Origin of the sequence: Streptomyces sp. NPDC021100 (assembly GCF_044333095.1) — a bacterium.
Lineage (GTDB): Bacteria > Actinomycetota > Actinomycetes > Streptomycetales > Streptomycetaceae > Streptomyces.
Map to the genome: position 1 here is coordinate 115,550 of NZ_JBIRQH010000020.1, position 22,618 is coordinate 138,167.

General features: G+C 73.9%; 22 protein-coding genes. 11 read left to right on the forward strand and 11 right to left on the reverse strand.

Features of this window, described 5'->3' with window-relative positions:
- Positions 1-38 precede the first annotated feature (38 nt).
- The 6 genes from hflX to miaA all read right to left on the reverse strand — a co-directional run bounded on the left by hflX (position 39) and on the right by miaA (position 8,478).
- Complete coding sequence (gene hflX / locus ACH4PU_RS29115) at positions 39-1,535, reverse strand: GTPase HflX (RefSeq protein ID WP_398278340.1); 1,497 nt, start codon at positions 1,533-1,535, stop codon at positions 39-41.
- A gap of 151 nt (positions 1,536-1,686) precedes the next feature.
- A complete protein-coding gene (locus ACH4PU_RS29120) occupies positions 1,687-3,153 on the reverse strand; it encodes a M1 family metallopeptidase (RefSeq protein WP_398278343.1) in 1,467 nt (488 codons plus the stop codon).
- A 105-nt stretch (positions 3,154-3,258) separates the two neighbouring features.
- Complete coding sequence (locus ACH4PU_RS29125) at positions 3,259-5,406, reverse strand: RelA/SpoT family protein (RefSeq protein WP_398278346.1); 2,148 nt, start codon at positions 5,404-5,406, stop codon at positions 3,259-3,261.
- Between the two features lie 180 nt (positions 5,407-5,586).
- The gene (gene dapF / locus ACH4PU_RS29130; protein ID WP_398278349.1) at positions 5,587-6,471 is read right to left on the reverse strand and encodes a diaminopimelate epimerase; all 885 of its coding nucleotides are present in this window, start codon (positions 6,469-6,471) and stop codon (positions 5,587-5,589) included.
- Between the two features lie 503 nt (positions 6,472-6,974).
- Complete coding sequence (locus ACH4PU_RS29135; RefSeq protein WP_398278413.1) at positions 6,975-7,433, reverse strand: hypothetical protein; 459 nt, start codon at positions 7,431-7,433, stop codon at positions 6,975-6,977.
- Between the two features lie 106 nt (positions 7,434-7,539).
- Complete coding sequence (gene miaA / locus ACH4PU_RS29140) at positions 7,540-8,478, reverse strand: tRNA (adenosine(37)-N6)-dimethylallyltransferase MiaA (RefSeq protein ID WP_398278352.1); 939 nt, start codon at positions 8,476-8,478, stop codon at positions 7,540-7,542.
- A 182-nt stretch (positions 8,479-8,660) separates the two neighbouring features.
- On the opposite strand from miaA, the gene ACH4PU_RS29145 reads away from it, so the two are divergent.
- Positions 8,661-8,933, forward strand: a complete 273-nt coding sequence (locus ACH4PU_RS29145) for a hypothetical protein (RefSeq protein ID WP_398278355.1) — start codon at positions 8,661-8,663, stop codon at positions 8,931-8,933.
- Between the two features lie 40 nt (positions 8,934-8,973).
- Positions 8,974-9,234, forward strand: coding sequence for an antitoxin (locus ACH4PU_RS29150; protein ID WP_398278358.1), 261 nt, complete (start codon positions 8,974-8,976; stop codon positions 9,232-9,234).
- A gap of 211 nt (positions 9,235-9,445) precedes the next feature.
- On the opposite strand, the gene ACH4PU_RS29155 is transcribed toward ACH4PU_RS29150, so the two are convergent.
- Together ACH4PU_RS29155 and miaB are read right to left on the reverse strand one after the other, a co-directional pair.
- Positions 9,446-10,162, reverse strand: coding sequence for a class III extradiol dioxygenase subunit B-like domain-containing protein (locus tag ACH4PU_RS29155; protein ID WP_398278361.1), 717 nt, complete (start codon positions 10,160-10,162; stop codon positions 9,446-9,448).
- Positions 10,163-10,189: 27 nt separating this feature from the next.
- Complete coding sequence (gene miaB / locus ACH4PU_RS29160; protein WP_398278364.1) at positions 10,190-11,713, reverse strand: tRNA (N6-isopentenyl adenosine(37)-C2)-methylthiotransferase MiaB; 1,524 nt, start codon at positions 11,711-11,713, stop codon at positions 10,190-10,192.
- Between the two features lie 168 nt (positions 11,714-11,881).
- On the opposite strand from miaB, the gene ACH4PU_RS29165 reads away from it, so the two are divergent.
- Positions 11,882-12,877 (forward strand): TAXI family TRAP transporter solute-binding subunit, encoded by a 996-nt coding sequence (locus ACH4PU_RS29165; protein WP_398278367.1) that lies wholly within the window; start codon positions 11,882-11,884, stop codon positions 12,875-12,877.
- Positions 12,878-12,889: 12 nt separating this feature from the next.
- Here ACH4PU_RS29165 and ACH4PU_RS29170 read toward each other — a convergent pair whose 3' ends face one another.
- Entirely contained in the window at positions 12,890-14,290 is a 1,401-nt protein-coding gene (locus ACH4PU_RS29170; RefSeq protein WP_398278370.1) for an ATP-binding protein, read from the reverse strand.
- Between the two features lie 15 nt (positions 14,291-14,305).
- Positions 14,306-15,010 carry a response regulator transcription factor gene (locus ACH4PU_RS29175; RefSeq protein WP_398278373.1) on the reverse strand — a complete coding sequence of 235 codons (705 nt, stop codon included), beginning with the start codon at positions 15,008-15,010 and terminating at the stop codon, positions 14,306-14,308.
- Between the two features lie 266 nt (positions 15,011-15,276).
- On the opposite strand from ACH4PU_RS29175, the gene ACH4PU_RS29180 reads away from it, so the two are divergent.
- The 8 genes from ACH4PU_RS29180 (at position 15,277) to ACH4PU_RS29215 (ending at position 21,730) form a co-directional block, all read left to right on the forward strand.
- Positions 15,277-16,071, forward strand: coding sequence for an amino acid ABC transporter ATP-binding protein (locus ACH4PU_RS29180; RefSeq protein WP_004945380.1), 795 nt, complete (start codon positions 15,277-15,279; stop codon positions 16,069-16,071).
- 82 nt (positions 16,072-16,153) lie between these two features.
- Positions 16,154-17,074 (forward strand): glutamate ABC transporter substrate-binding protein, encoded by a 921-nt coding sequence (locus ACH4PU_RS29185; protein ID WP_398278377.1) that lies wholly within the window; start codon positions 16,154-16,156, stop codon positions 17,072-17,074.
- A gap of 92 nt (positions 17,075-17,166) precedes the next feature.
- Positions 17,167-17,817: an amino acid ABC transporter permease gene (locus ACH4PU_RS29190; RefSeq protein WP_398278380.1), complete on the forward strand. Its 651-nt coding sequence runs from the start codon at positions 17,167-17,169 to the stop codon at positions 17,815-17,817.
- Positions 17,814-18,689 (forward strand): amino acid ABC transporter permease, encoded by an 876-nt coding sequence (locus tag ACH4PU_RS29195; RefSeq protein WP_398278383.1) that lies wholly within the window; start codon positions 17,814-17,816, stop codon positions 18,687-18,689. Before ACH4PU_RS29190 ends, ACH4PU_RS29195 begins: the two co-directional genes overlap by 4 nt.
- A gap of 166 nt (positions 18,690-18,855) precedes the next feature.
- Positions 18,856-20,610 carry an FAD-dependent oxidoreductase gene (locus ACH4PU_RS29200; protein WP_398278386.1) on the forward strand — a complete coding sequence of 585 codons (1,755 nt, stop codon included), beginning with the start codon at positions 18,856-18,858 and terminating at the stop codon, positions 20,608-20,610.
- 33 nt (positions 20,611-20,643) lie between these two features.
- On the forward strand, positions 20,644-20,730 hold the full coding sequence (locus ACH4PU_RS29205; RefSeq protein ID WP_313772161.1) for a putative leader peptide: 87 nt from the start codon (positions 20,644-20,646) through the stop codon (positions 20,728-20,730).
- A 98-nt stretch (positions 20,731-20,828) separates the two neighbouring features.
- Positions 20,829-21,359, forward strand: coding sequence for a cysteine dioxygenase (locus ACH4PU_RS29210; protein ID WP_398278389.1), 531 nt, complete (start codon positions 20,829-20,831; stop codon positions 21,357-21,359).
- On the forward strand, positions 21,356-21,730 hold the full coding sequence (locus ACH4PU_RS29215) for a rhodanese-like domain-containing protein (RefSeq protein WP_398278392.1): 375 nt from the start codon (positions 21,356-21,358) through the stop codon (positions 21,728-21,730). Before ACH4PU_RS29210 ends, ACH4PU_RS29215 begins: the two co-directional genes overlap by 4 nt.
- A gap of 218 nt (positions 21,731-21,948) precedes the next feature.
- Here the strand turns inward: ACH4PU_RS29215 and recX are convergent.
- A partial coding sequence (gene recX / locus ACH4PU_RS29220; RefSeq protein ID WP_398278395.1) for a recombination regulator RecX occupies positions 21,949-22,618 on the reverse strand: 670 nt, incomplete at its 5' end.

Below are 22,618 nucleotides of genomic sequence, written 5' to 3' on the forward strand. Positions count from 1 at the left end.
CGAGGGGGGCGGGCCCTTCACCTCATGCACGTACCGGGTCAGGCGGCCTGGACGAACGGCCGCAGCTCCGCGGCCAGTTCCTCGTGCACCCGGGCCTTGACCAGGGTGCCCTCCGCCGTGTGCTCCTCGGACAGGATCTCGCCCTCGGAGTGGATCCGGGCGGTCAGCGCGCCCTGGGTGTACGGCACCAGCGCCTCGACCTCGATCGCCGGGCGCGGCAACTGCTCGTCGATCAGCGCGAGCAGCTCGTCGATGCCCTCGCCGGAGCGGGCGGAGACCGCGATCGCGTTCCGCTCGACGCGCAGCAGGCGCTGCAGGACGAGCGGGTCGGCCGCGTCCGCCTTGTTGACGACGACGATCTCGGGCACGTCGAGCGCGCCCACGTCGCGGATCACCTCGCGGACCGCCGCCAGCTGCTCCTCCGGCGCCGGGTGCGAGCCGTCCACCACGTGCAGGATGAGGTCGGAGTCGCCGACCTCCTCCATGGTGGAGCGGAACGCCTCGACGAGGTGGTGCGGCAGGTGGCGGACGAAACCGACGGTGTCGGCCAGCGTGTAGAGCCGGCCGCCGGGCGTCTCGGCCCGTCGGACGGTCGGGTCCAGGGTGGCGAACAGCGAGTTCTCCACCAGGACACCGGCGCCGGTGAGGCGGTTGAGCAGCGAGGACTTTCCGGCGTTGGTGTAGCCGGCGATGGCGACCGAGGGCACCTTGTTGCGACGGCGCTCCTGGCGCTTGAGGTCGCGCCCGGTCTTCATCTCCGCGATCTCCCGGCGCATCCGCGCCATCTTCTCGCGGATCCGCCGCCGGTCCGTCTCGATCTTCGTCTCACCGGGACCACGGGTGGCCATGCCGCCGCCCGAGGAACCGGAACCGCCGCCACCCATCTGCCGGGACAGCGACTGACCCCAGCCGCGCAGCCGGGGCAGCATGTACTGCATCTGCGCGAGGGAGACCTGCGCCTTGCCCTCACGGGACTTGGCGTGCTGGGCGAAGATGTCGAGGATCAGGGCGGTGCGGTCGACCACCTTGACCTTGACGACGTCCTCGAGGTGGATGAGCTGGCCGGGGCTGAGCTCACCGTCGCAGACGACGGTGTCGGCGCCGGACTCCAGGACGATGTCCCGCAGCTCCTGGGCCTTGCCGGAGCCGATGTACGTGGCCGGGTCCGGCTTGTCGCGGCGCTGGACCACGCCGTCCAGGACCTGGGCGCCCGCGGTCTCCGCGAGCGCGGCGAGCTCCGCCAGGGAGTTCTCGGCGTCCCGCACCGTGCCGGACGTCCAGACGCCCACCAGCACCACGCGCTCCAGGCGCAGCTGCCGGTACTCGACCTCGGTGACGTCCTCCAGCTCGGTGGACAGGCCCGCGACGCGGCGCAGCGCCGCGCGCTCGGAGCGGTCGTACTGGTCCCCGTCCCGCTCCCCGTCGATCTCGTGGCTCCAGGCGACGTCCTCTTCCATCAGGGCGTCGGCCCGAAGGCTCTCCGGGAGGCTCTGCCGGTCCTGCCGGTCCTGGGGAAGGGAAGAAGTGGAGGTCATGTGATCCTTTGCTTCGTCGGGTCGTGCTGGGCGCACGGTGGTGTCCCCGGGTGGGGACCCACATGTCGACAACGCCGGACGCTCCCCGGTGATTCCCGGGCCCGCGCCGCGCCGGCCGACCCCAAGATGGTCCCATGCCGCGCGGGGGCCGTCACGCGGGTTTCCCGGTGACCTTCCAGTCGGGGTGGCCGGGCATGGGCGGGGTGGCGGTGTCGTAGAGCCAGGGGTGCAGGAAGCCCGAGAGGTCGCGGTGGGCGGTCTTCGAGGCGAGGGCCACGAAGTCGGCGGTGGTCACCGTCCGGTCCGCGTACCGGTCGACCCAGGCGCGCTCCAGCTCCTCGAAGGCGCGGGCGCCGATCTTCTCCCGGAGGGCGTAGAGCACCAGGGCGCCGCCGTCGTAGACGACCGGCCGGAAGATGGCGACCTTCTTGCCGGGGGCGGGCTGCTTGAGGGCGGCGGGCGGGCCGGCGTCGGCCCGCATCAGGTCGGAGTACTCGTACGCCCGGCGCATCCGGTCGACCAGCTTGCGGCCGCCCTTGGACTCGGCGTACTCGGACTCGTACCAGGTGGCGTGGGCCTCGTTGAGCCAGAGGTCGCCCCAGGTGCGGGGGGTGACGCTGTCGCCGAACCACTGGTGCGCCAGCTCGTGGACCATGACCGACTCCAGGTACCAGGCGGGGAAGGAGCGCTTGGTGAACAGGTCGGCCTCGAAGAGGGAGAGGGTCTGGGTCTCCAGCTCGAATCCGGTCGTCGCCTCGGCCAGGAGCACGCCGTAGTTCTCGAAGGGGTACCGGCCGAGCCGGTGTTCCAGCCAGGCCAGGTGCTCCGGGGTCTTGGCGACCCAGGGCGCCAGCCCGTCCCGCCGGCCGGCCGGCACGACGCTGCGCAGCGGGAGGTCGTGCGGTCCGGTGGACTTCAGGATCGCGGAGCGGCCGATGGACACCTGGGCGAGCTCGGTGGCCATGGGGTGGCGGGTGCGGTACGTCCAGGTGGTGGTGGCGCCCCGGGTGGTGTGCCCGGCGGCGACGCCGTTGGCGACGACGGTGAGGTCCTTGGGGGCGCGGATCCGGAAGGTGAAGTCCGCCTTCTCGGAGGGGTGGTCGCTGCTCGGGAAGACGCGGTGCGCCGCGTCCGCCTGATTGGCCATGACCAGCCCGTCCTTGGTGGTGACCCAGCCGCCGTCCCCGCCCCGGGGGTCACTGGTGTGGTGGACGGTGACGGTGAACGGCGTGTGGCGGGGCACCGGGTGGGCCGGGGTGACGACGAGGTCCTCCTCGACGGGGGTGAACTCCGCGCGCGCCCCGTTCACCTCGACCGAGCGCACGGTGCCCCGGGCGAAGTCGAGGTTGAACCGCTCCAGCCGCTCGGTGGACCGCGCCTCGATGGTGGTCACGGCGTCCAGCGGCCTGTCGTTCCCCCGGTAGTCGAAGGCGAGGGCGTAGTCGGTGACGTGGTAGCCCGGATTGCCGAGGTAGGGGAAGAGCCGGTCGCCGATGCCCAGCGGGGCGGGCGGCGGCGCGGCGGCGGTCAGGAGCAGCAGCGGCACGGCGGCGGCGAGGGCGGCGCGGCGGAGCCTGCGGCGGTGCTGCGGGGGGCGTGCCCCGGGAGAGTGCGGCATGCGTCCACCGCTATCAGCGCGCCGTCGTCTCCGGGGCGCGGCGCGCGCGGTCCCACCCGTACGGGCGGTACGCCGGGGGCGCGTACGCCTCCGGGCTCACTACGGTCACAGGGGCGCGGCGGCGGGCCGGCCGGCGCGCCCCACGTCGTACACGCCGGGCACCCGGCGCATGGCGCGCATCAGGTCCGGGAGGTGGGAGGCGTCCGGGAGTTGGAGCGTGTACGTGTGGCGGACGCGCTGCTCGTGGGGTGGTTCGACGGCCGCCGAGATGACGGCGACGCCCTCTGCCGCGATGGCCTCGGTGAGGTCGGCGAGCAGGTGCGGGCGGCTGAACGACTCGGCGCGCAGGGTGACGCGGAAGTCCCCGGGCCCGGAGCCGTCGGGCCGGCGCCAGCGCACGGCGATCCGCCGCCGGCCGGCCGCGGTCATCCGCGCCACCGCCGGGCACTCGGCGCGGTGCACCGTCACGGCGCCGCCGCGGACGGCGAAGCCGGTGACCTCGTCCGGGGGCACGGGGGTGCAGCAGCCGGCCAGCCGCGCGCCGGCGTCGGCGAGGCCCGCCTCGGCGCAGCCGAGCACGACCGGTTCCCGGGCCGCGGGGGCCGGGCCGCGGGCGCCGGGCCGGGCGGCGGGGGGCAGGGACGGCGCGGGGCCGACGGGACCGGCGGGGCCGTGGTCCGCCGCGGGGTCGGGCGCCGGGTGGGTGGCGAACCAGCGGCCGATGGCGATCCGGGCCGCGGGCGTACGGGCGTGCTCGCGCCAGTCGGGGGACGGCCCGGAGGCGGTGTCCGGGGACATCAGCAGCTGGAGGGTGTCGCCGTCGCGCAGGACCGTCCCGAGGGCGACCAGCCGCCCGTTGACCCGGGCGCCGATACAGGTGTGGCCGCCCTGCCCGTACTGCGCGTAGGCGGCGTCGACGCAGCTGGAGCCGGCGGGGAGGCCGATGGTGCCGCCGTCGGCGCGGAAGACGGTGATCTCCCGGTCCTGGGCGAGCTCGTCGCGGAGCGAGGTCCAGAAGGTGTCCGGGTCGGGGGCGGACCGCTGCCACTCCAGGAGGCGGGAGAGCCAGCCGGGGCGGGTGGGGTCGGCGCGCTCGCCCTCGGCCGCGTCGGGGGCCTCGGCGGCGGCGTAGGGGTTGCCGAGGGCGATCACCCCGGCCTCGGCGACCCGGTGCATCTGGTGGGTGCGGATGAGGACTTCGGCCACCTGGCCGCCCTCGCCGGCGATGGCGGTGTGCAGCGACTGGTAGAGGTTGAACTTGGGGACGGCGATGAAGTCCTTGAACTCCGAGATGTACGGGGTGAAGCAGGTGTGCAGCTCGCCCAGGACCGCGTAGCAGTCCGCGTCCTCCCCGACGAGGACGAGCAGCCGCCCCAGGTCCGAGGCCGTCACCTCGCCGCGCTTGAGCAGCACCCGGTGCACGGAGACGAAGTGCCGGGGCCGGACGTGCACTTCGGCGGTGACGCCGGCCTCGCGGAGCACCGCGCGGACCCGTGCCGCCGTGGCCCGCAGCGGGTCCGGGCGGCCGGCGTGGGCGAGGACGGCCTCCCGGGTGGCGGCGTACTCCTCGGGGTGGAGGATGGCGAAGACCAGGTCCTCCAGTTCGGCCTTGAGCACCTGGACGCCCAGCCGCTCGGCGAGCGGGATCAGCACGTCCCGCGTCACCTTGGCGATCCGGGCCTGTTTCTCGGGGCGCATCACGCCGAGGGTGCGCATGTTGTGCAGCCGGTCGGCGAGCTTGATGGACATCACGCGGACGTCGTTGCCGGTGGCCACCAGCATCTTGCGGAACGTCTCGGGCTCGGCCGCGGCGCCGTAGTCGACCTTCTCCAGCTTGGTGACCCCGTCGACGAGGAACCGCACCTCCGCGCCGAACCGCTCGCCCACCTGATCGAGTGTCACCTCGGTGTCCTCGACGGTGTCGTGCAGCAGGGAGGCCGTCAACGTCGTGGTCTCCGCGCCGAGTTCGGCGAGGATCAGGGTGACGGCGAGCGGGTGGGTGATGAACGGGCCGCCGCTCTTGCGCGTCTGCCCCCGGTGCGAGGACTCCGCGAACAGATAGGCGCGGCGCAGGAGGTCCAGATCGGCCCCGGGGTGGTGGGCCCGGTGCGCCTTGGCGACGTGCTCCAGGGCGTCGGGGAGCCGGCCGCGGGCCCCCGAACCGCCGAGCGCCGCGCGGCCCAGCCGTCTCAGGTCGATCCGGGGGCCGCGTTTGCGGCGGCTGGGGCGTTCGTTCGTGGCCTCTGCGCTCATGGGCACCTCCGGCAGCGTCGACCGGCGGTCGGCTCACGCCGTCCGGGCCGGTGCTTGATGCTACCGAGCCCATCACGCACCGCTCACCCCCTCTCGCGCAGAGTGAACCGGATCACCCATTCGAGGGAGGTGTTCATCCGGAAACCCGACGAGACGGCCACGGCCGCGGGCTCCGGCCCGTCAGGAGGCGGTCAGCCAGGAGGTGTCGAAGTGCCCCTCGGCGACGATCACGGCGGGACCGGTCATCTCGACCGTGCCGTCCGGAAGCTCGCCGATCACCAGCCGGCCGCCGGGAACGTCCACCGTGTAGGTGACGGGCCGCCCGTCGGCGGCCGGGTCGGCCCCGTCGCGGCGGGCCGTCGCGACCATCACCGCGCAGGCGCCGGTGCCGCAGGAGCGGGTCTCGCCGGAGCCGCGCTCGTGGACGCGCAGGGCGACGTGGCGCGGGCCGCGGTCGACGACGAACTCGACGTTGACCCCGTCCGGGTAGGCGCCCGCCGGGCTCACGGCCGGGGCGTCGAGGAGCTTCCCGGCGTGGGCCAGGTCCTCGACGAAGAGGACGGCGTGCGGGTTGCCCATGTTGACGTTGCGCGCGGGCCAGCTGCGGTCGCCGACGGTCACGGTCACCTCGCCGGCGGGGAGGACCGCCCGGCCCATGGAGACGGTGACCGGGCCCGGCTCGCCGTCGGGGCCGTCCTTGGCGATGTGCGCGCGGCGCACGCCCGCCCGGGTGGCGATGGCCAGGTCGCCGGCGTCGGCGAGGCCGGCCCGCTGGAGGTAGCGGGCGAAGACGCGGACGCCGTTGCCGCACATCTCGGCGACGCTGCCGTCGCTGTTGCGGTAGTCCATGAACCACTCGGCCTCGCCGGCCATGGCCCGCGCCTCGGGGTGGGCGGCGGACCGGACGACCCGCAGCACCCCGTCGGCGCCGATGCCGGCCCGGCGGTCGCAGAGCCGCGCAACGGCGGCCGGGGAGAGGTCGATCAGCCCGTCGTGGTCCGGGATGATCACGAAGTCGTTCTCGGTGCCGTGGCCCTTGAGGAAGGCGGTCTGCGCGGTGCTCACGTGTCGATGGTACGGCGGGCGGCGGCCCTGCCGTCCGGCGGTCCCACGGGGGGCTGGGCCTGGATGCCTCTCGCGGTCCTTCCCGGGACCCGGAGACCTCTCGCGGTCCCTTCCGGGCCCCCGAAGTTCCGGCGACCTTCGCCCGCGTCGGCGCGCGGCACGCGGACTCCTCCTGAGCGTCTCCAGGCCGACGACGCCGGAAACCGCCCGCGGCCGTGCCCGGAGCGGATCGGCACCCGCCCGCTCCCCACCGGCCGGTCCCGCCGAACGGCCGACGACGACAACGGCCGGCGACGGGTGGAGCGTGGCCGGGTACGACGAGCCTGGCCGGGCCGCCCTCCGCAAGGCCCCGGTCCGTCCGAGACGGCCCGCGCGACGGCCCGCCCGGTCCCCGGGCCGTCCGCCCTGAGCCGTACGCCCCGGGGCGCGCCGGGCCTTACGCCCACCTGGAGCTCAGGCCCGCCCGCCCCACGCCCATCCGCCTCCCGGCCCGTCCCGGGCCGTCAGCGCAGCCGCGCCACGCGCCAGACGGCCAGCACGGTCGCCAGGACGACGACCACGGTGTACGCGGCCACGTACCGCCAGTCCGGGCGCCGTCCGGAGCCGCGCGGCGGCAGGCCGGGCCAGGTGTAGCCGACGCGGCGGGCCGCCATCACGCCCCAGCCGGCGGCGCAGCCGCAGATGAGCAGGCCGAGCATGGCGACGACCGGGCCGCCGTCGCCGACCTCGAAGGCGAGCGGGAAGGCGAACATCAGGGAGCCGGTCACGGCGAGCACGACGATCGGCGCCAGTTGCCAGACACGGAGCCGGCGCGGGGGCCGCAGCTCGCGGAAGGACTCCGCCGTACCGCCGGCGCCCGGCTCCGGAGCGGAGTCGTCCGCGGCGTCGGGGCCGTCCGGGGTGAGGCCGCCGGGCCCGTCCTCGAGCGGCTGCTGCGGTCTGTCACGAGGGCCGGCCTCCATCGCCACGCGCCCTCCCAACCGGACTTCACGGCTCGATCGAAGACTGATGATGGCACGGTCGGACAGACCCCGATGACACGTGGCGCGTCCCGATGCCATCACGTGATCAGGCTGTGACCGCCCGTTCGACCAACGCCAGCGCGAGTTCCGGGAGTTCCGCGCGCCGGTCGGCGGCACCGCTGAGCCAGTGGACGCGGGAGTCGCGGCGGAACCAGGAGTCCTGCCGGCGTGCGAAACGCTTGGTGGCGCGTACGGTCTCGGCGCGCGCCTCCTCCTCGGTGCACTCGCCGGCGAGGAAGGCCAGCACCTGCTGGTACCCGAGCGCGCGCGACGCCGTGCGCCCCTCGCGCAGTCCCGCCCGCTCCAGTGCGCGCACCTCGTCGACCAGTCCGGCCTCCCACATGACGTCCACGCGCGTGGTGATCCGCTCGTCGAGCTCGGGCCGCTCGACGTCGACGCCGATCTGCACCGCGTCGTAGACGGCCGTCTCGCCGGGCAGGTTGGCGGTGAACGGTTTCCCCGTGATCTCGATGACCTCCAGCGCCCTGACGATGCGGCGGCCGTTGCCGGGGAGGATGGCGCGGGCCGCGTCCGGGTCGGCGGCGGCCAGCCGGGCGTGCAGCGCGCCCGGGCCGAGCTCGGCCAGCTCGTCCTCCAGGCGGGAGCGGACGGCCGGGTCGGTGCCGGGGAACTCCAGGGCGTCGATGGCCCCCTTGATGTACAGGCCTGAGCCGCCGACGAGCACGGGGGTGCGGCCCTCGGCCAGCAGCCGGTCGATCTCGGCGCGGGCCAGCCGCTGGTACTCGGCGACGCTCGCCGCCTCGGTGACGTCCCAGATGTCGAGCAGCCGGTGGGGGATCCCCTGCCGCTCCTCGGTCGTCAGCTTGGCGGTGCCGATGTCCATGCCGCGGTAGAGCTGCATGGAGTCGGCGTTGACGACCTCTCCGTCGAGGTGCCGCGCGAGCGCGACGCCGAGGTCGGACTTGCCGGCCGCGGTGGGACCTACGACGGCGATGACCTGCGGTGCGGGGGGTGCGTTTCTCACCCCACCAGTCTCGCAAACACCGGGCCTCCCCTCGAACGAGCGACGTGACGCGACGCTCCCGGTCTCGTTGCCTGTTGCGAGGTTCCGACCGCCGGTTCACGGGCCGGAGCCCGCGAGCGGCGCAATGGGACGCTCCGGGCGACCCGGGATTTCGCTCACACCAGTAAGGTAATGGAGTAGATATGGGCGTGTTTTCATGGCTTCGCCGCAAGCCGTCGCAGGCGTCAACGGAGGAGGCCGCGACGGACACCCTGACGGCGGAACCGGACGGCGGCGCCGGGACGGACGAGGCGGCCGACGAGAACGCGGCGGCTGCCGAGGCCGTCACGGCCGGCTCCACCGAGGAGACCGGGGCGGCCGAGGGTGGCGAGGGGGTCGAGGGCGTCGACATCCCGAAGCAGCAGTCCGCGGACGAGGCGGCGGACAGCGAGGCCGGTGAGGGCGCCCGCCAGTAGTGCGCGGACCGCGCGCGGAACGAAGCGAGGGGTAGGTGCCATGGGCCTGTTCGATGATCTCAAGGCCAAAATCGGTCCGGTGAAGGACAAGGTCGGCGGCCTCGTGCAGCAGCACGGGGACAAGATCGAGCAGGGGCTGGACAAGGCCGCGCGGATGGTCGACTCCAAGACCGACGGCAAGTACAGCAATCAGATCCGGACCGGTGCCGGCAAGGCCAAGGAGGCGCTCGGCAGGCTCGCCGAGGAGCCCAAGTCCGAGGGCCCCGGCCCCAAGGGCGGCGCCGGTTCCCCGGCGTCCTGACCCCTCGTCCGGGTCCCGCCCGGGCCCGGGAGAACCCCCGTACGGCGACGGCCGCGGAGCGAGCTGCTCCGCGGCCGTCGCCGTACGCGCGGGACGCCGTCCGGGCAGCCGGCGGCGGGCGGCGCTCACCTCGGCCGGACGCCGTGGCCGGGCCGGACGCCCAGGCCGTTCAGCCCCGGACGCTCAGGACCGAACGCTCAGGTCCGGACGCTCAGGACCAGACCGCGACGTGGTACCCCACCCCGTACGGCGCCTCCTCGTACAGCGGCCGCCCGCTCAGCCCCGCGCCCTCCGCCGCGCCCGCGAGCACCTGCCAGGCGGGCCGGCCGACGGCCTGCAGCTCACGGGCGGTGGCGGGGTCGAGGGCGGCGAGGGCCGCGGTGTCGGCGGAGCCCAGAACCGCCGCCGAGGCCGCGTCGAAGCCCTCCGCCCGCTCGTCGAGGTAGCCGGGCGCCTTGACCGTGCGGCGGGCGCTGCCGTCGCCCATGACCAGCAGCGCCACGCGGCTTTCGGGGGCGGCGAGTTCACGGCCGGCGGCGAGGCAGTCGGCGGGGGCGAGCGACTCGGCCACGCCGAGGCCGGCCACCGGGGCGGCCGACCAGCCGGTGCGCTCCAGCAGCCAGGCGGCGACGGCCAGCGACAGCGGCAGCGGCCGCCCGGCCGTACCGCCGTCGTCGCCCCGGCCCAGCCGGACGTCGAGGGCCACCCCGAAGCCGCGGAACGAGCCGCGGGCGCCCGCCTGGTAGGTGCCCACGCCATCCTCCGGCGCCGGCCCGACCACCACGAGGCGGTCGGGCCGGGCGGCGGCCAGGACGGCGACGGCGTCCAGGCACGCGGCCCGCAGCGGGTCGAGCTCCGGGGCGGCCCCGGCGGCGACCTCGGGTACGAGCAGCGGCGGGCAGGGGCACACGGCGGCGGCGACGAGCATGCTCGGAACCTTAAGCCCTTGCCGTGCTCAGTCGCAGCCGCAGCCCGCGGCGGCCGGCGCCGGGGACGGCGCGGGGGCGCCGATGGTCGGGATGCCGAGCAGCACGCCCTTCGGCTTCTCCGCGGCGGCGGCGTTGCGCTTCTCCCAGGCGTCGCCCGCGCGGGTGCGGCGCACGCCCTTGGCCGGGCCCTCGGCCAGCAGGTGGTGCGGGGCGGCGTAGGTGATCTCCACGGTGACGACGTCGCCGGGCCGGACCGGCTCGTCGGGCTTCGTGAAGTGGACGAGCCGGTTGTCGGGCGCCCGGCCGGAGAGCCGCCGCGTGGCGTCGTCCTTGCGGCCCTCGCCCTCGGCGACCAGGATCTCCAGCGTCCGGCCGACCTGCTTCTTGTTCTCCTCCCAGGAGATCTGCTCCTGGAGCTCCACCAGCCGCTCGTAGCGCGCCTGCACGACCTCCTTGGGGATCTGGCCGTCCATGGTCGCGGCCGGGGTGCCGGGGCGCTTCGAGTACTGGAAGGTGAACGCCTGGGCGAAGCGGGCCTCGCGGACCACGTGCATGGTCTGCTCGAAGTCCTCCTCGGTCTCGCCCGGGAAGCCGACGATGATGTCGGTGGAGATCGCGGCGTCCGGCATGGCGGCGCGCACCTTGTCGATGATGCCGAGGAAGCGCTCCTGGCGGTACGAGCGGCGCATCGCCTTCAGGACGGTGTCCGAGCCCGACTGGAGCGGCATGTGCAGCTGCGGCATCACGTTGGGCGTCTCGGCCATCGCGGCGATCACGTCGTCGGTGAAGTCGCGCGGGTGCGGCGAGGTGAAGCGGACGCGCTCCAGGCCCTCGATCTTCCCGCAGGCGCGCAGCAGCTTGGAGAACGCCTCGCGGTCGCCGATGTCGGAGCCGTAGGCGTTGACGTTCTGCCCGAGCAGGGTGATCTCGCTGACGCCCTCGGCGACCAGCGCCTCCACCTCGGCGAGGATGTCGCCGGGCCGGCGGTCCTTCTCCTTGCCGCGCAGCGCGGGGACGATGCAGAAGGTGCAGGTGTTGTTGCAGCCGACGGAGATCGAGACCCACGCGGCGTACGCGCTCTCGCGCCGGGTCGGGAGGGTCGACGGGAACGCCTCCAGCGCCTCGGCGATCTCGACCTGCGCCTCCTCCTGGATCCGGGCGCGCTCCAGCAGCACGGGCAGCTTGCCGATGTTGTGCGTGCCGAAGACGACGTCGACCCACGGCGCCTTCTTGACGATGGTGTCGCGGTCCTTCTGGGCCAGGCAGCCGCCGACGGCGATCTGCATGCCGGGGCGCCGGGTCTTCATCGGGGCCAGCCGGCCGAGGTTGCCGTACAGCTTGTTGTCGGCGTTCTCGCGGACGGCGCAGGTGTTGAAGACGACGACGTCGGCGTCGCCCTCCGTGGTGTTCTCGGGGGCGCGGACGTAGCCCGCGTCCTCCAGCAGGCCGGAGAGCCGCTCGGAGTCATGCACGTTCATCTGGCACCCGTAGGTGCGGATGAGGTAGGTCTTGGTCGAGGGCACGTCGTGGCTCCGGTCGCTGCTGGTCATGCACACAAGGGTAGGCGGTGCGCCGGAGGACCTCTTCCGTACCGGAACGTCCCGCTCCGTTCCGGCTCCGCGGCGGCCCGCTACCGCTGACGGTTCCCTCCCGCGAAGAGCCGGGTCCGGCCCCGCGCGGGCCTGGCGTCCCCCGGCGCACGCTGGCAGGATCCGCCCATGGTCCCCCGTACCCCTTGGGTCAGGCGTCGCACCGTATGGGCGGGCGCCCTGTCCGCCGCCCTGCTCGCGCTGCTGACCTGGTCGCTGGCCGCCCCGCCCGAGGACCCGATGCCCGGCGGCCGGATCACCGTCGCCACCGGGGTGCCGACCGGCGTCTACGCCAAGTACGGCGCCCTTCTCAAGGAGGACCTGCACCGCGACCTCCCGGCGCTGGACGTCCGCCTGCGGCTCAGCACCGGCTCCGTCGACAACCTGCGCCGGCTCACCACCGGCGACGCGGACTTCGCGATCGCGACTGCCGACGCCGCCGCGGACTACGTCGACAACGACCGTCCGGGCAGCGACCGGCTGCGCGCCTGCGCCCGCCTCTACGACGACTACATGCAGCTCGTGGTGCCCAGGGACGCCTCGGCCCAGTCGATCCGCGACCTCAAGGGACTCAAGGTCGGCGTGGGGGCCGAGGGCTCCGGGGTGCAGTTGATCACCAGGAGGCTGTTCCAGGCCGCCGGCCTGAATTTCACCAGGGACATCACCCCCGTCCAGGTCGGTATCGACCGGATGCCGGACCTCCTGGAGAAGGGCGACATCGACGCCTTCTTCTGGTCGGGCGGGCTGCCCACCAGCGCCGTCCTGTCGCTCAGCCGCCGGATGCCGGTGCGGCTCGTCCAGCTCGGCGACATGATCGGCCCGCTGCGCACCCTGGGCCGCGAGACGCGCTTCTACCGGGCCGCGGTGATGCCGGCGGACGCCTATCCGGCCATGCGGGCCACCGAGGTGGTGAAGACCATCGCGGTCGCGAACCTGCTCATCACCACCGAGGACACCGACGCGCGCCTCACCGAGGGCGTGACCCGCACGGTGATAGCGAGCCGGGACCGGATCGGCCAGGTGGTGCACGCGGCGCAGCGGGTGGACCTGCGCACGGCGGTCTTCACCGATCCGCTGCCGCTGCACTCCGGGGCGCGGCGGTACTACGTGTCGACGAAGCCCTGACGCCGGGCTCCCTCAGGGCCGTTCGCGCGGTACGTCGATGACGACCCGCAGCCCGTGCGGCTCGTTGCGCCCGTAGCCGATGCCCGCGCCGCCGGCCGTGAGCAGGGTGCGGGCGATGGACAGGCCGAGGCCAGACCCCGACACGTTCTGGTGCCGGCCGCTGCGCCAGAAGCGGTCGCCGACGCGGGTGAGTTCCTCGTCCGTCAGGCCCGGACCCTCGTCGGTGACGGTGACGACGACGCGGTCCCCCGCCGCCTCCAGGGCCACCTCGACCCCGCCGCCCTCCGGGGTGAACTTGAGGGCGTTGTCCACGACGGCGTCGAGCGCGCTGGACAGCGCGACGGGGTCGGCCCAGCCCGTGGCCGCCGCCGGGCCGGTGTAGGCCAGGGCGACCCCCTCCCGTTGGGCCACCGGCGACCAGGCGCCCACCCGGTCGGTGACGAGCTCCGCGATGTCGGTCAGCTGGAGGTCGCTCGCGGCGTGTTCGGCGAGGGCGAGGTCGAGGAGGTCGTCCAGCACCCGGGCCAGCCGTTTGCCCTCGGTGCGCACGGAGGCGATCTCCTCGTGCCCGTCGGGCAGTTCCAGCGCCAGCAGCTCGATCCGCAGCAGCAGCGCCGCGAGCGGGTTGCGCAGCTGGTGCGAGGCGTCGGCGACGAAGGCGCGCTGCTGCTCCAGGGACTCCTCCACGTTGTCGGCCATCTCGTTGAACGAGCGGGCCAGCCGCCGGAGTTCCGGTGGGCCCTGGTCGGCCACCACCCGGGAGTTGAGGCGGCCGGTGGCCATGTGGTGCGCGGCGGCGTCCAGGGTGCGGACGGGCCGCAACACCCAGCCGGTGAGCCGGAACGCGGCGGCGACGGCGAGCAGCATCGCGGCCGACTCCCCCACCAGGATCAGCAGCCACTTGCGCAGGATCCAGGAGCGCATCGCCCCGGTGGGCGAGTCGGTGACGACGACCGCGACGACGTCACCGTCGCGGATCACCGGGGAGGCGACGGTGAGCCGGCGGTGGTCCCAGGGCCAGACCTGCTCGGGGTCGTGGCTGCGCCGCCCGGCCAGCGCCTCCTGGAACGCCCGCCGCCCCTCCGCGTCGGGCGGGCCCTCCCAGCCGAGCGGGGCCGCGGCCATGGCGCTGCCGTTCCGGTTGAAGACGCCGGCGTGTATGCCGTAGAGGTCCTCGTAGCGGTTGAGTTCGGCCCGCAGGGTGATCAGCCGCTCGTCCACGTCGGCGGGCGTCTCGAACGGCCGGGTGGCGACGTACTGGGCGAGCGCGGCGAACCGGGCGGTGTCGTCGATCCGGTCGACCACCAGGCGCTGCTGCTGCACATTGGCCAGGCCGGCGCCGAGCGGAAGCCCGAGGGCGAGCAGCACGCCGGCCATCAGGACGATGAGCAGGGGGAGGAGTCGGGCGCGCACGGGTGTGGCCGGCCGTCACGCCGAGGGGACGACGATTTTGTAGCCGACGCCCCTGACCGTCTCGATCAGGGCGGGCATGCGGAGTTTGCCCCGGAGTGACGCGATGTGCACCTCCAGTGTCCGGCCCGTCCCCTCCCAACTGGTCTGCCACACCTCGCTGATGATCTGCTCCCGGCGGAAGACGACGCCGGGCCGCTGCGCGAGCAGCGCCAGGAGGTCGAACTCCTTCCGGGTGAGCGGGACCGCCAGACCGTCCACCGAGACGCGCCGCGTGGGGAGTTCGATGGTCAGGCCGCCCAGGCGCAGGATGCTGCCCGGCGCCTCGTCGGGACCGGGGGCCGGGCCCGGGCCCGGCGGGGTGCGCCGGGCGACGGCGTGGATGCGGGCCAGCAGTTCGCCGGTGTCGTACGGCTTGACGACGTAGTCGTCGGCCCCGAGGTTCAGCCCGTGGATCTTGGAGCGGGTGTCGGCCCGCGCGGTCACCATGATGACGGGCGTGCCGGTGCGCTTGCGGATCCTGCCGCAGACCTCGAAGCCGTCCTGGTCGGGCAGGCCGAGGTCGAGCAGGACGACGCCGAACGGCGCGGCGTCGCCCGGCAGGAGGGCCTGCAGGGCCTCCTCGCCGTTGCGGGCGTGGGTGACGGCGAAGCCGTGCCGGGCCAGTACGGCCGACAGGGCCGCGGCGACGTGGTCGTCGTCCTCCACCAGCAGCAGTCTCACTCGTCCTCCGTCCGCGCCCGCCCCCGCCTCGTGGGGTGACACCGCATCCACTCCGATGGACGCGGCGCGCGTCAAGGGGGTGCGGCCCGGCCGGGGGCTTCCGTTATGCAGCCGGTACGCCCCCGCTCGCACTTCACGCCCCCCTCACCCACGGTGTCCGGCCGCAGCCGGATCGTTATGCTCAATTTCAGCTCAGATGTAATGACGCTGGTCGGGGCGGCTCACTACTGTCCTCTCATTCGAGGAGGACGGAGCGAGGAACGCCGATGAGCGAAGCACCGGTGACCAAGGACGCCACGGCCGCCGAGGGCACCGCCCCCGCGGGGGACCCCCTGGTCGTCCTGGACAAGGTCAACAAGCACTTCGGGCAGCTGCACGTCCTTCAGGACATCGACCTCACCATCGCCCGCGGCGAGGTGGTCGTCGTCATCGGCCCGTCCGGTTCCGGGAAGTCGACGCTGTGCCGGACGATCAACCGGCTGGAGACGACGGACTCCGGGTCGATCACCATCGACGGCCGGCCGCTGCCCCAGGAGGGCCGGGAGCTGGCGCGGCTGCGCGCCGACGTGGGCATGGTCTTCCAGTCCTTCAACCTGTTCGCGCACAAGACCGTGCTTGACAACGTGACGCTCGGCCAGGTCAAGGTCCGCAAGAAGGACCGCAAGTCGGCCGAGGCCACCGCCCGGACCCTCCTGGACCGGGTCGGCGTCGGCGCCCAGGCGGACAAGTACCCGGCCCAGCTCTCCGGCGGCCAGCAGCAGCGCGTGGCCATCGCTCGCGCGCTCGCCATGGACCCCAAGGTGATGCTCTTCGACGAGCCGACCTCCGCCCTGGACCCGGAAATGATCAACGAGGTGCTGGAGGTCATGCAGCAGCTCGCCCGGGACGGGATGACGATGGTCGTCGTCACCCACGAGATGGGCTTCGCCCGCTCCGCCGCCAACCGCGTGGTCTTCATGGCCGACGGCCGCATCGTCGAGGAGGCGCGGCCGGACAGCTTCTTCAGCAACCCGCGCAGCGACCGGGCCAAGGACTTCCTCTCCAAGATCCTCCACCACTGAGCCCCTCCCTACCCCCCTTTCACGCCACCCCCACGCCGTCCTCCCGCAGGGCGAACACCCGCCGACACAAAGGATGTTCACGATGAAGCTCCGGAAGACCGCCGCCGTGGCCGCCGTGGTGGTGGCGCTGGCCGCGTCCGCGACCGCCTGCGGCAAGGACCGCGACACCGACGACAAGAAGGCCGACCCCGGAGCCGGCTCCTCGGCCCCCGCGGTCCCGACCTACAAGGTCAACACCGCGGCCGACGTGAAGGGTTCGCCGGTCTTCGAGAAGATCAAGGGCAAGAAGATCACCATCGGCACCAAGGCCGACCAGCCCTTCCTCGGCTTCGAGAACCCCAGCGACAAGAAGCGGTCCGGCTTCGACGTGGAGATCGCCCGGATGATCGCGGCCGACCTCGGCTTCGACGAGTCCCACATCGAGTTCAAGACGGTGCCCTCGGAGGCCCGGGAGACCCAGATCTCCAACGGCGGCGTCGACCTGTACGTCGGCACGTACACGATCAACGACGAGCGCAAGAAGCAGATCGACTTCGGCGGCCCGTACTACATCGCCGGCCAGGACCTGCTCGTCAAGGCCGACAGCGACATCAAGGGCCCGGACGACATCAAGGGCAAGAAGGTCTGCTCGGCCACCGGCTCCACCCCGCTCAAGCGGATCAAGGAGGCCAAGTACGGCGCCAAGGAGGTCAAGGCGCAGCAGGGTTACCAGCTCTGCGTGCAGGAGCTCCTCAACGACACGGTGGACGCCGTCACCACCGACGACTCGATCCTCAAGGGCTACGCCGCGCAGAACAAGGGCAAGCTCAAGGTCGTCGGGAGCCCGTTCTCCAAGGAGCCCTACGGCGTCGGCCTGAAGAAGGGCGACAAGGCCCTGCGCGACGCGGTGAACAACGCCCTCGAGGCGCACATGAAGAACGGCGACTGGAAGAAGGCGTACGACGCCACCCTGGGCCAGTCGGGCGCGGCCGCCCAGGAGCCGCCCGCCGTCGACCGGTACTGATGCCACCGATTGCCGCCTGCCGGGCCGCCCCGGCCCCCTGAGCGGGGGCCGGGGCCCCGGGGACGACCGCCACGCGATTCCGGAGAAGTGACTTGAACGTTCTGACGGACCACTTCGCGGAGTTCCGCGAAGGCTTCCTCAACACCGTCGAGCTGACGGTGCTGAGCGCACTGCTGGCCCTGGTGCTGGGCACCCTGATCGCCGCCTTCCGGGTCTCTCCGGTGCCCGCGCTGCGCGTCTTCGGCACGACCTGGGTGACGCTGCTGCGCAACACCCCGCTCGTGCTCCTCTTCCTCGCCGTGACCCTCGGCCTGCCGGCGCTGGGCCTCAAGGGCTGGGACTCGTTCTGGCTCGCCGTGCTGGCGCTGGGCTGCTACACCTCGGCGTTCATCTGCGAGGCCATCCGCTCGGGCATCAACACCGTGTCGATGGGACAGGCGGAGGCCGCCCGCTCGATCGGAATGACCTTCAGCCAGACGCTGAGCCAGGTCGTCCTCCCGCAGGCCCTGCGCACCGCGATACCGCCGATCGGCAGCCTGATGATCGCGCTGACCAAGAACACGGCCATCGCCTCGGGCTTCAACGTGGCCGAACTCGGGGCCCTCCAGAAGCAGCTCAACGCGGACGAGGGGTACAACATCTACGTCATCTTCCTCTGGATCGCCCTCGGCTACCTCATCGTCACCTTCGCCATCAGCGGCCTCTTCCGGCTGCTGGAGAGCCGGATGGCGGTGGCCCGATGAGCACCAACGTCCTCTTCGACGCCCCCGGCCCCAAGGCCCGCGTCCGCAACCGCGTCTACGGCGTCCTCGCGGCCCTCGCGATCCTCGGCCTGATCGCGTTCATCCTCCACCGGCTGGATGTCACCGGGCAGTTCCAGCACGGCCTGTGGGACACGTACCAGTACAACGACACGCAGGAACGCATCGTCGAGGGCCTGCTGACGACGCTCAAGACGTTCGCCATCGCCGCGGTCCTCTCGCTCGCCCTCGGCGCGCTGCTCGCCGCCGGGCGGCTCTCCGACCACGCGCCGGTGCGCTGGGCGGCCACCGTGCTGGTGGAGTTCTTCCGCGCGATGCCGCTGCTCATCATGATCTTCCTGCTGTACGCGGCGTTCTTCACCACCAAGCCCATGTGGGCCCTGGTCATCGGTCTGACCCTGTACAACGGGTCGGTCCAGGCGGAGATCTTCCGGTCCGGCATCAAGGCCCTCCCCAAGGGCCAGAACGAGGCCGCCTACGCCATCGGGCTGCGCAAGACCCAGGTGATGACGGGCATCCTCGTCCCGCAGGCCGTCCGCTCGATGCTGCCGTCGATCATCAGCCAGCTGGTGGTGACCCTCAAGGACACCTCGCTCGGCTTCATCATCCTCTACGAGGAACTGCTCTTCGTGGGCAAGTCGTTCGCGCAGCAGCAGGTGCCGGTGGGCGGGGTCTACCCGTTCATCCCGATGGTCATCGTCTTCGGTTCGATCTACGTCGTGCTCTGCCTGGCCCTGTCCGGCATCGCCAACTGGATCGAACGGCGCACGAAGCGCTCCCGCAAGGGCGCCCCTCCCGCTCCCCCCGTCGCCCTGGACCTCGGGAACGCCGCCGGGGCAGGTCCGGCCGCCTGACCGGGTGGTGCCCCGGTGGCGCGCGACGGCTCCCGGTCCCCCCGCGGACCGGGGGGCGTACGCCACCGGCGCGCCGCCGGGGGACCACTGATCACTTGACGCAAGCACCGGCAATGGGTTGCATACGTTCTGTGATCGCGCTCCGTCTCCTCACCACCCTCGCGCCGTGGACCCGGTGACCGTCGTCGGGGCCGGACCCGTCGGCCTCGCGCTCGCCCTGGCCCTCTCCCGTCACGAAGTGCCCGTCGTCGTCCTGGACGAGAGACCGGCCGGCGACGCGGACCTCGCCGAGCGGCGGCTCGCCCGGACGGCCGTGCTGCGGCCGGACACCGCCGCGATGCTGGAGCGGCTCGGCTGCACCACGGCGGAGGGCGCCCGCTGGACGGGCTGGCGCACCCTGCGCCGGCGGTCGACGGTGGCCCGGGTGGCCTTCACCGGCCCGGACGCGGGCAAGGAAGACCCGGCGGACGAAGGGGCGTTCGCCCCCGACGACGAGCACGAGCCCGACGCGGAGGCGCCGGACGGCGGCCCCGGCGAGCCGCCGCCCCTGCATCTGCCACAGCACGCGCTCGTCCGCGAACTGCGGGCGGCGCTGGCCGCCCACGAGACCGCGCGGATCGTCCCCGACAGCCGGGTGACGGCGCTCCGGCAGGACGGCGGCGGGGTCACCGTGGAGACCCAGCGCGGGGTGGCCTGGCGGGCGAGCCACCTGGTCGGCTGCGACGGCGCGCGGTCCACCGTGCGCAAGCTGCTGGACGCGCGCTTCCCCGGGCGCACCAACGTCGAGAGGTACGCCGTCGCCGCGCTGCGCACCGAGCTGCCGTGGCCCGGCGAGGCCGTGCTGCAGCGGTCGCCGCTGCGCGGCGTGGAGGTGACGGCCCGTCCGCTGCCGGACGGGGTGTGGCGGCTCGACTGGCTGCTGCCGCCGGACGGCGGACTGGTCACCCCCGAGGCCCTGTTGGGCCACATCCACGACTCGCTGGGCGCGTGGTGCGGGGACGTGCCCCCCTACGAGCTCCTGGACACCGGCGTGTACGCCGTGCACCACCGCCTCGCGCGCCGCTGGCGCATCGGGCGCGCCTTCCTGGCCGGGGACGCCGCCCATCTGCTGGGCACCTTCGGCACCCAGGGGCTGGACGAGGGCCTCCGGGACGCCGGGAACCTGGCCTGGAAGCTCGCCCTCGCCTGGCACCACGGCGCCTCGGAGGCGCTGCTCGACAGCTACGAGGAGGAGCGCAGGGAGGCGGTCGGCTGCCTGCTGCGGTCCGCCGACCGGGCGCTGCCCGCGGTCCGGGGCACGGGCGGCTGGCGCACGGTCCGGAGGAGCGTGGTGCCGGGCTCGGTGCGCCTCCACGACGCGATCCTGACGGAGGGTCACCTCGGGCGGGGGGAGCTGGCCGGTCCGGTGCTGTACGGCCGTACGCCCCTGGCACCCGCGACGCCGCCCGACGGCTCGGTGCCCGTCGGCACCCCGGTCGGGGCCCCGGTGGAGGACGTGCCGGTGACCGCGCCGGACGGGTCGTCGGTCCGGCTGCACGACCGGCTCGACGGCGATCTGCTGGTGGTACTGATCGCCCCGGGGACGGGGGTCTGGGAGCGCCGGCACTGGCTCGGCGCGGGGCTGATGCCCGGCCTCGCCGCCGCCGTGGACGGGCTGCCGATGCGGGCCGAACTGCTGGTGGCGGAGGGGTATCCCGGGGCCGCGGCGCACACGGTGCTGGTGGTCCGGCCGGACGGGTATCTGGTGGCCGCGCTCTCCGGAGTGCGGGCCGCCGAGCTGACGGCGTGCGCGGACGCCACCCGCGGTGGCGCCCCGGAGCCGGGGCCGGCGACGGGGGCGGACCTCGTCAAGGAGACGGCCGGCGGGGCCGCGGAGGACGCCGTGGAGGCGGCCGCCCGTGAGGCTTCGGCCAAGCGTTGACCCGGGTGGACAGTCGATGGTTCACTCCGGAACGTGACTGACGGAGGCGCGCGTTTCTGGCGGAGGGTCCATGTGGACCTGCTCCGCTACGCGGGCTGTGTCTGTCGTCCGTCCTGCTGATCCGCTGCCACCGCGCGCCGCCTGTTCGGCCCGGGTGCCCGTTTCGCGCGCACCCCGGGCCGCGGCGCGCTCCTCCGCGATCTTCCAGGACGGTTCCGTTGTCCCTGTCTCCCCATACGTCTCCTCCCGCCCGGGCCGGCGCGCCCTCCGCGGCCGAACTCCTCGACTTCGTCCGGGAGGTGGCCGCCGACGCGGCCCTCGTCTCCTCGCTCCCCCTCGACCCCGCCGGCCGTACCTGGATCCGGCTGGACGGGCCGGGCGGCTGCGAGGCGTGGCTCATCGGCTGGCCGCCCGGCGCCGGCACCGGCTGGCACGACCACGGCGGCTCGCACGGCGCCTTCGTCACCGCCCGGGGCGCCCTGACCGAACAGTCGCTCGCCGCCCGGCTGCCCACCGAGGGGTGGAAGACGCTGGAACTGGCGGACGGCGTCGACCGCGAACGCCGGCTCGCCGACCGGGACGGCCGGGCGTTCGGCCCGCACCACGTCCACCAGGTCTTCAACGCGGAGGCCGGGCACGCGGTGTCCGCGCACGCCTACTACCCTCCGCTGCCGATGATGCGGCGCTACAGCAGGACCGGGCCGGTACTGCGGCTCGAACAGGTCGAGTGGCCGGAGGAGTGGGCATGAGGATCGAGGAACTGCTCGCCGCCGCCCGCGCGGAACTGGACCGGCTGTCCCCGACCGAGGCCGCCGACGTCCAGGCGCGCGGCGGGCTGCTGGTGGACATCCGCTACGCCGCCCTGCGGGAGCGCGACGGCACGATCCCCGGCGCGCTGATCGTGGAGCGCAACGAACTGGAGTGGCGCCTCGACCCGGACTGCGAGCACCGGGCCCCGGAGGCCACCGGCCACGACCTGCCGGTGGTGGTCGTCTGCGACGAGGGGTACGCCTCGTCGCTGGCCGCCGTCTCCCTGCGGCGGCTGGGCCTGCACCGGGCCACCGATCTGACCGGCGGCTTCCGGGCATGGCGAGCGGCGGGGCTGCCGGTGGCACGCTGACACGGGTGCGTGCGTGACTCGGGTTCGGGCGGTTCGGGTGCCACCGACCGCGCGGTCCGTGTCGCCGCCCGTGACCGCACGGCTCCGGCAGCCGGGCCCGTCCGTCTCTCCCGGCGGAAACCTGTCCCTCCACCCCATCCCGTGCGGCGGCCGCGCACCGAGCAGTACGACGCCCCGGGGGCCGCGGCCCGTCGGGTCCGGGCACGTCCTCCCGCCGCCTACTCCCCCGGCGGCAGGTACGCGTCCAGCGCCTCGGGGTCGTCGCCCTCCTCCTCCAGCGCCCGTCGCACGACCCGGAGGGCGAGGCCCTCGGAGTAGCCCTTGCGGGCGAGCATGCCGACGAGGCGGCGCAGCCGCTTCTCCCGGTCCAGGCCGCGGGTCGTGCGCAGTTTGCGCTCGACCAGATCGCGGGCGGTCCGCTCCTCCTGGTCCGCGTCGAGCCGGCCGACGGCCTCGTCGACCAGTGCCGCGTCGACGCCCTTGGTGCGCAGCTCCAGGGCCAGGGCCCGGCGGGCCAGGCCCCGGCCGCGGTGCCGGGAGTCCACCCAGGCGCCGGCGAACGCGGCGTCGTCGATCAGCCCGACCTCCTCGAAGCGGGACAGCACCTCGTCCGCCACCTCGTCGGGGATCCCGCGTTTGGCCAGCGCCTCGGCGAGCTGCTTCCGGGTGCGCGCGCTCCCGGTGAGCAGGCGCAGGCAGATCGCCCGCGCCTGCTCCTCGGGCGGGGGGGGGGGGGGGGGGGGCGCGCCCCCCCCCGGGGCGGCGGGCCCCCCCCCCCCCCCCCCCCCCCCCCCCCCCCCCCCCCCCCCGGCGCGCCCCCCCGCCCCCCCCGCCCCCCCCCCCCCCCCGCCCCCCCCCCCCCCCCCCCCGCCCCCGGGCCCCCAGCGA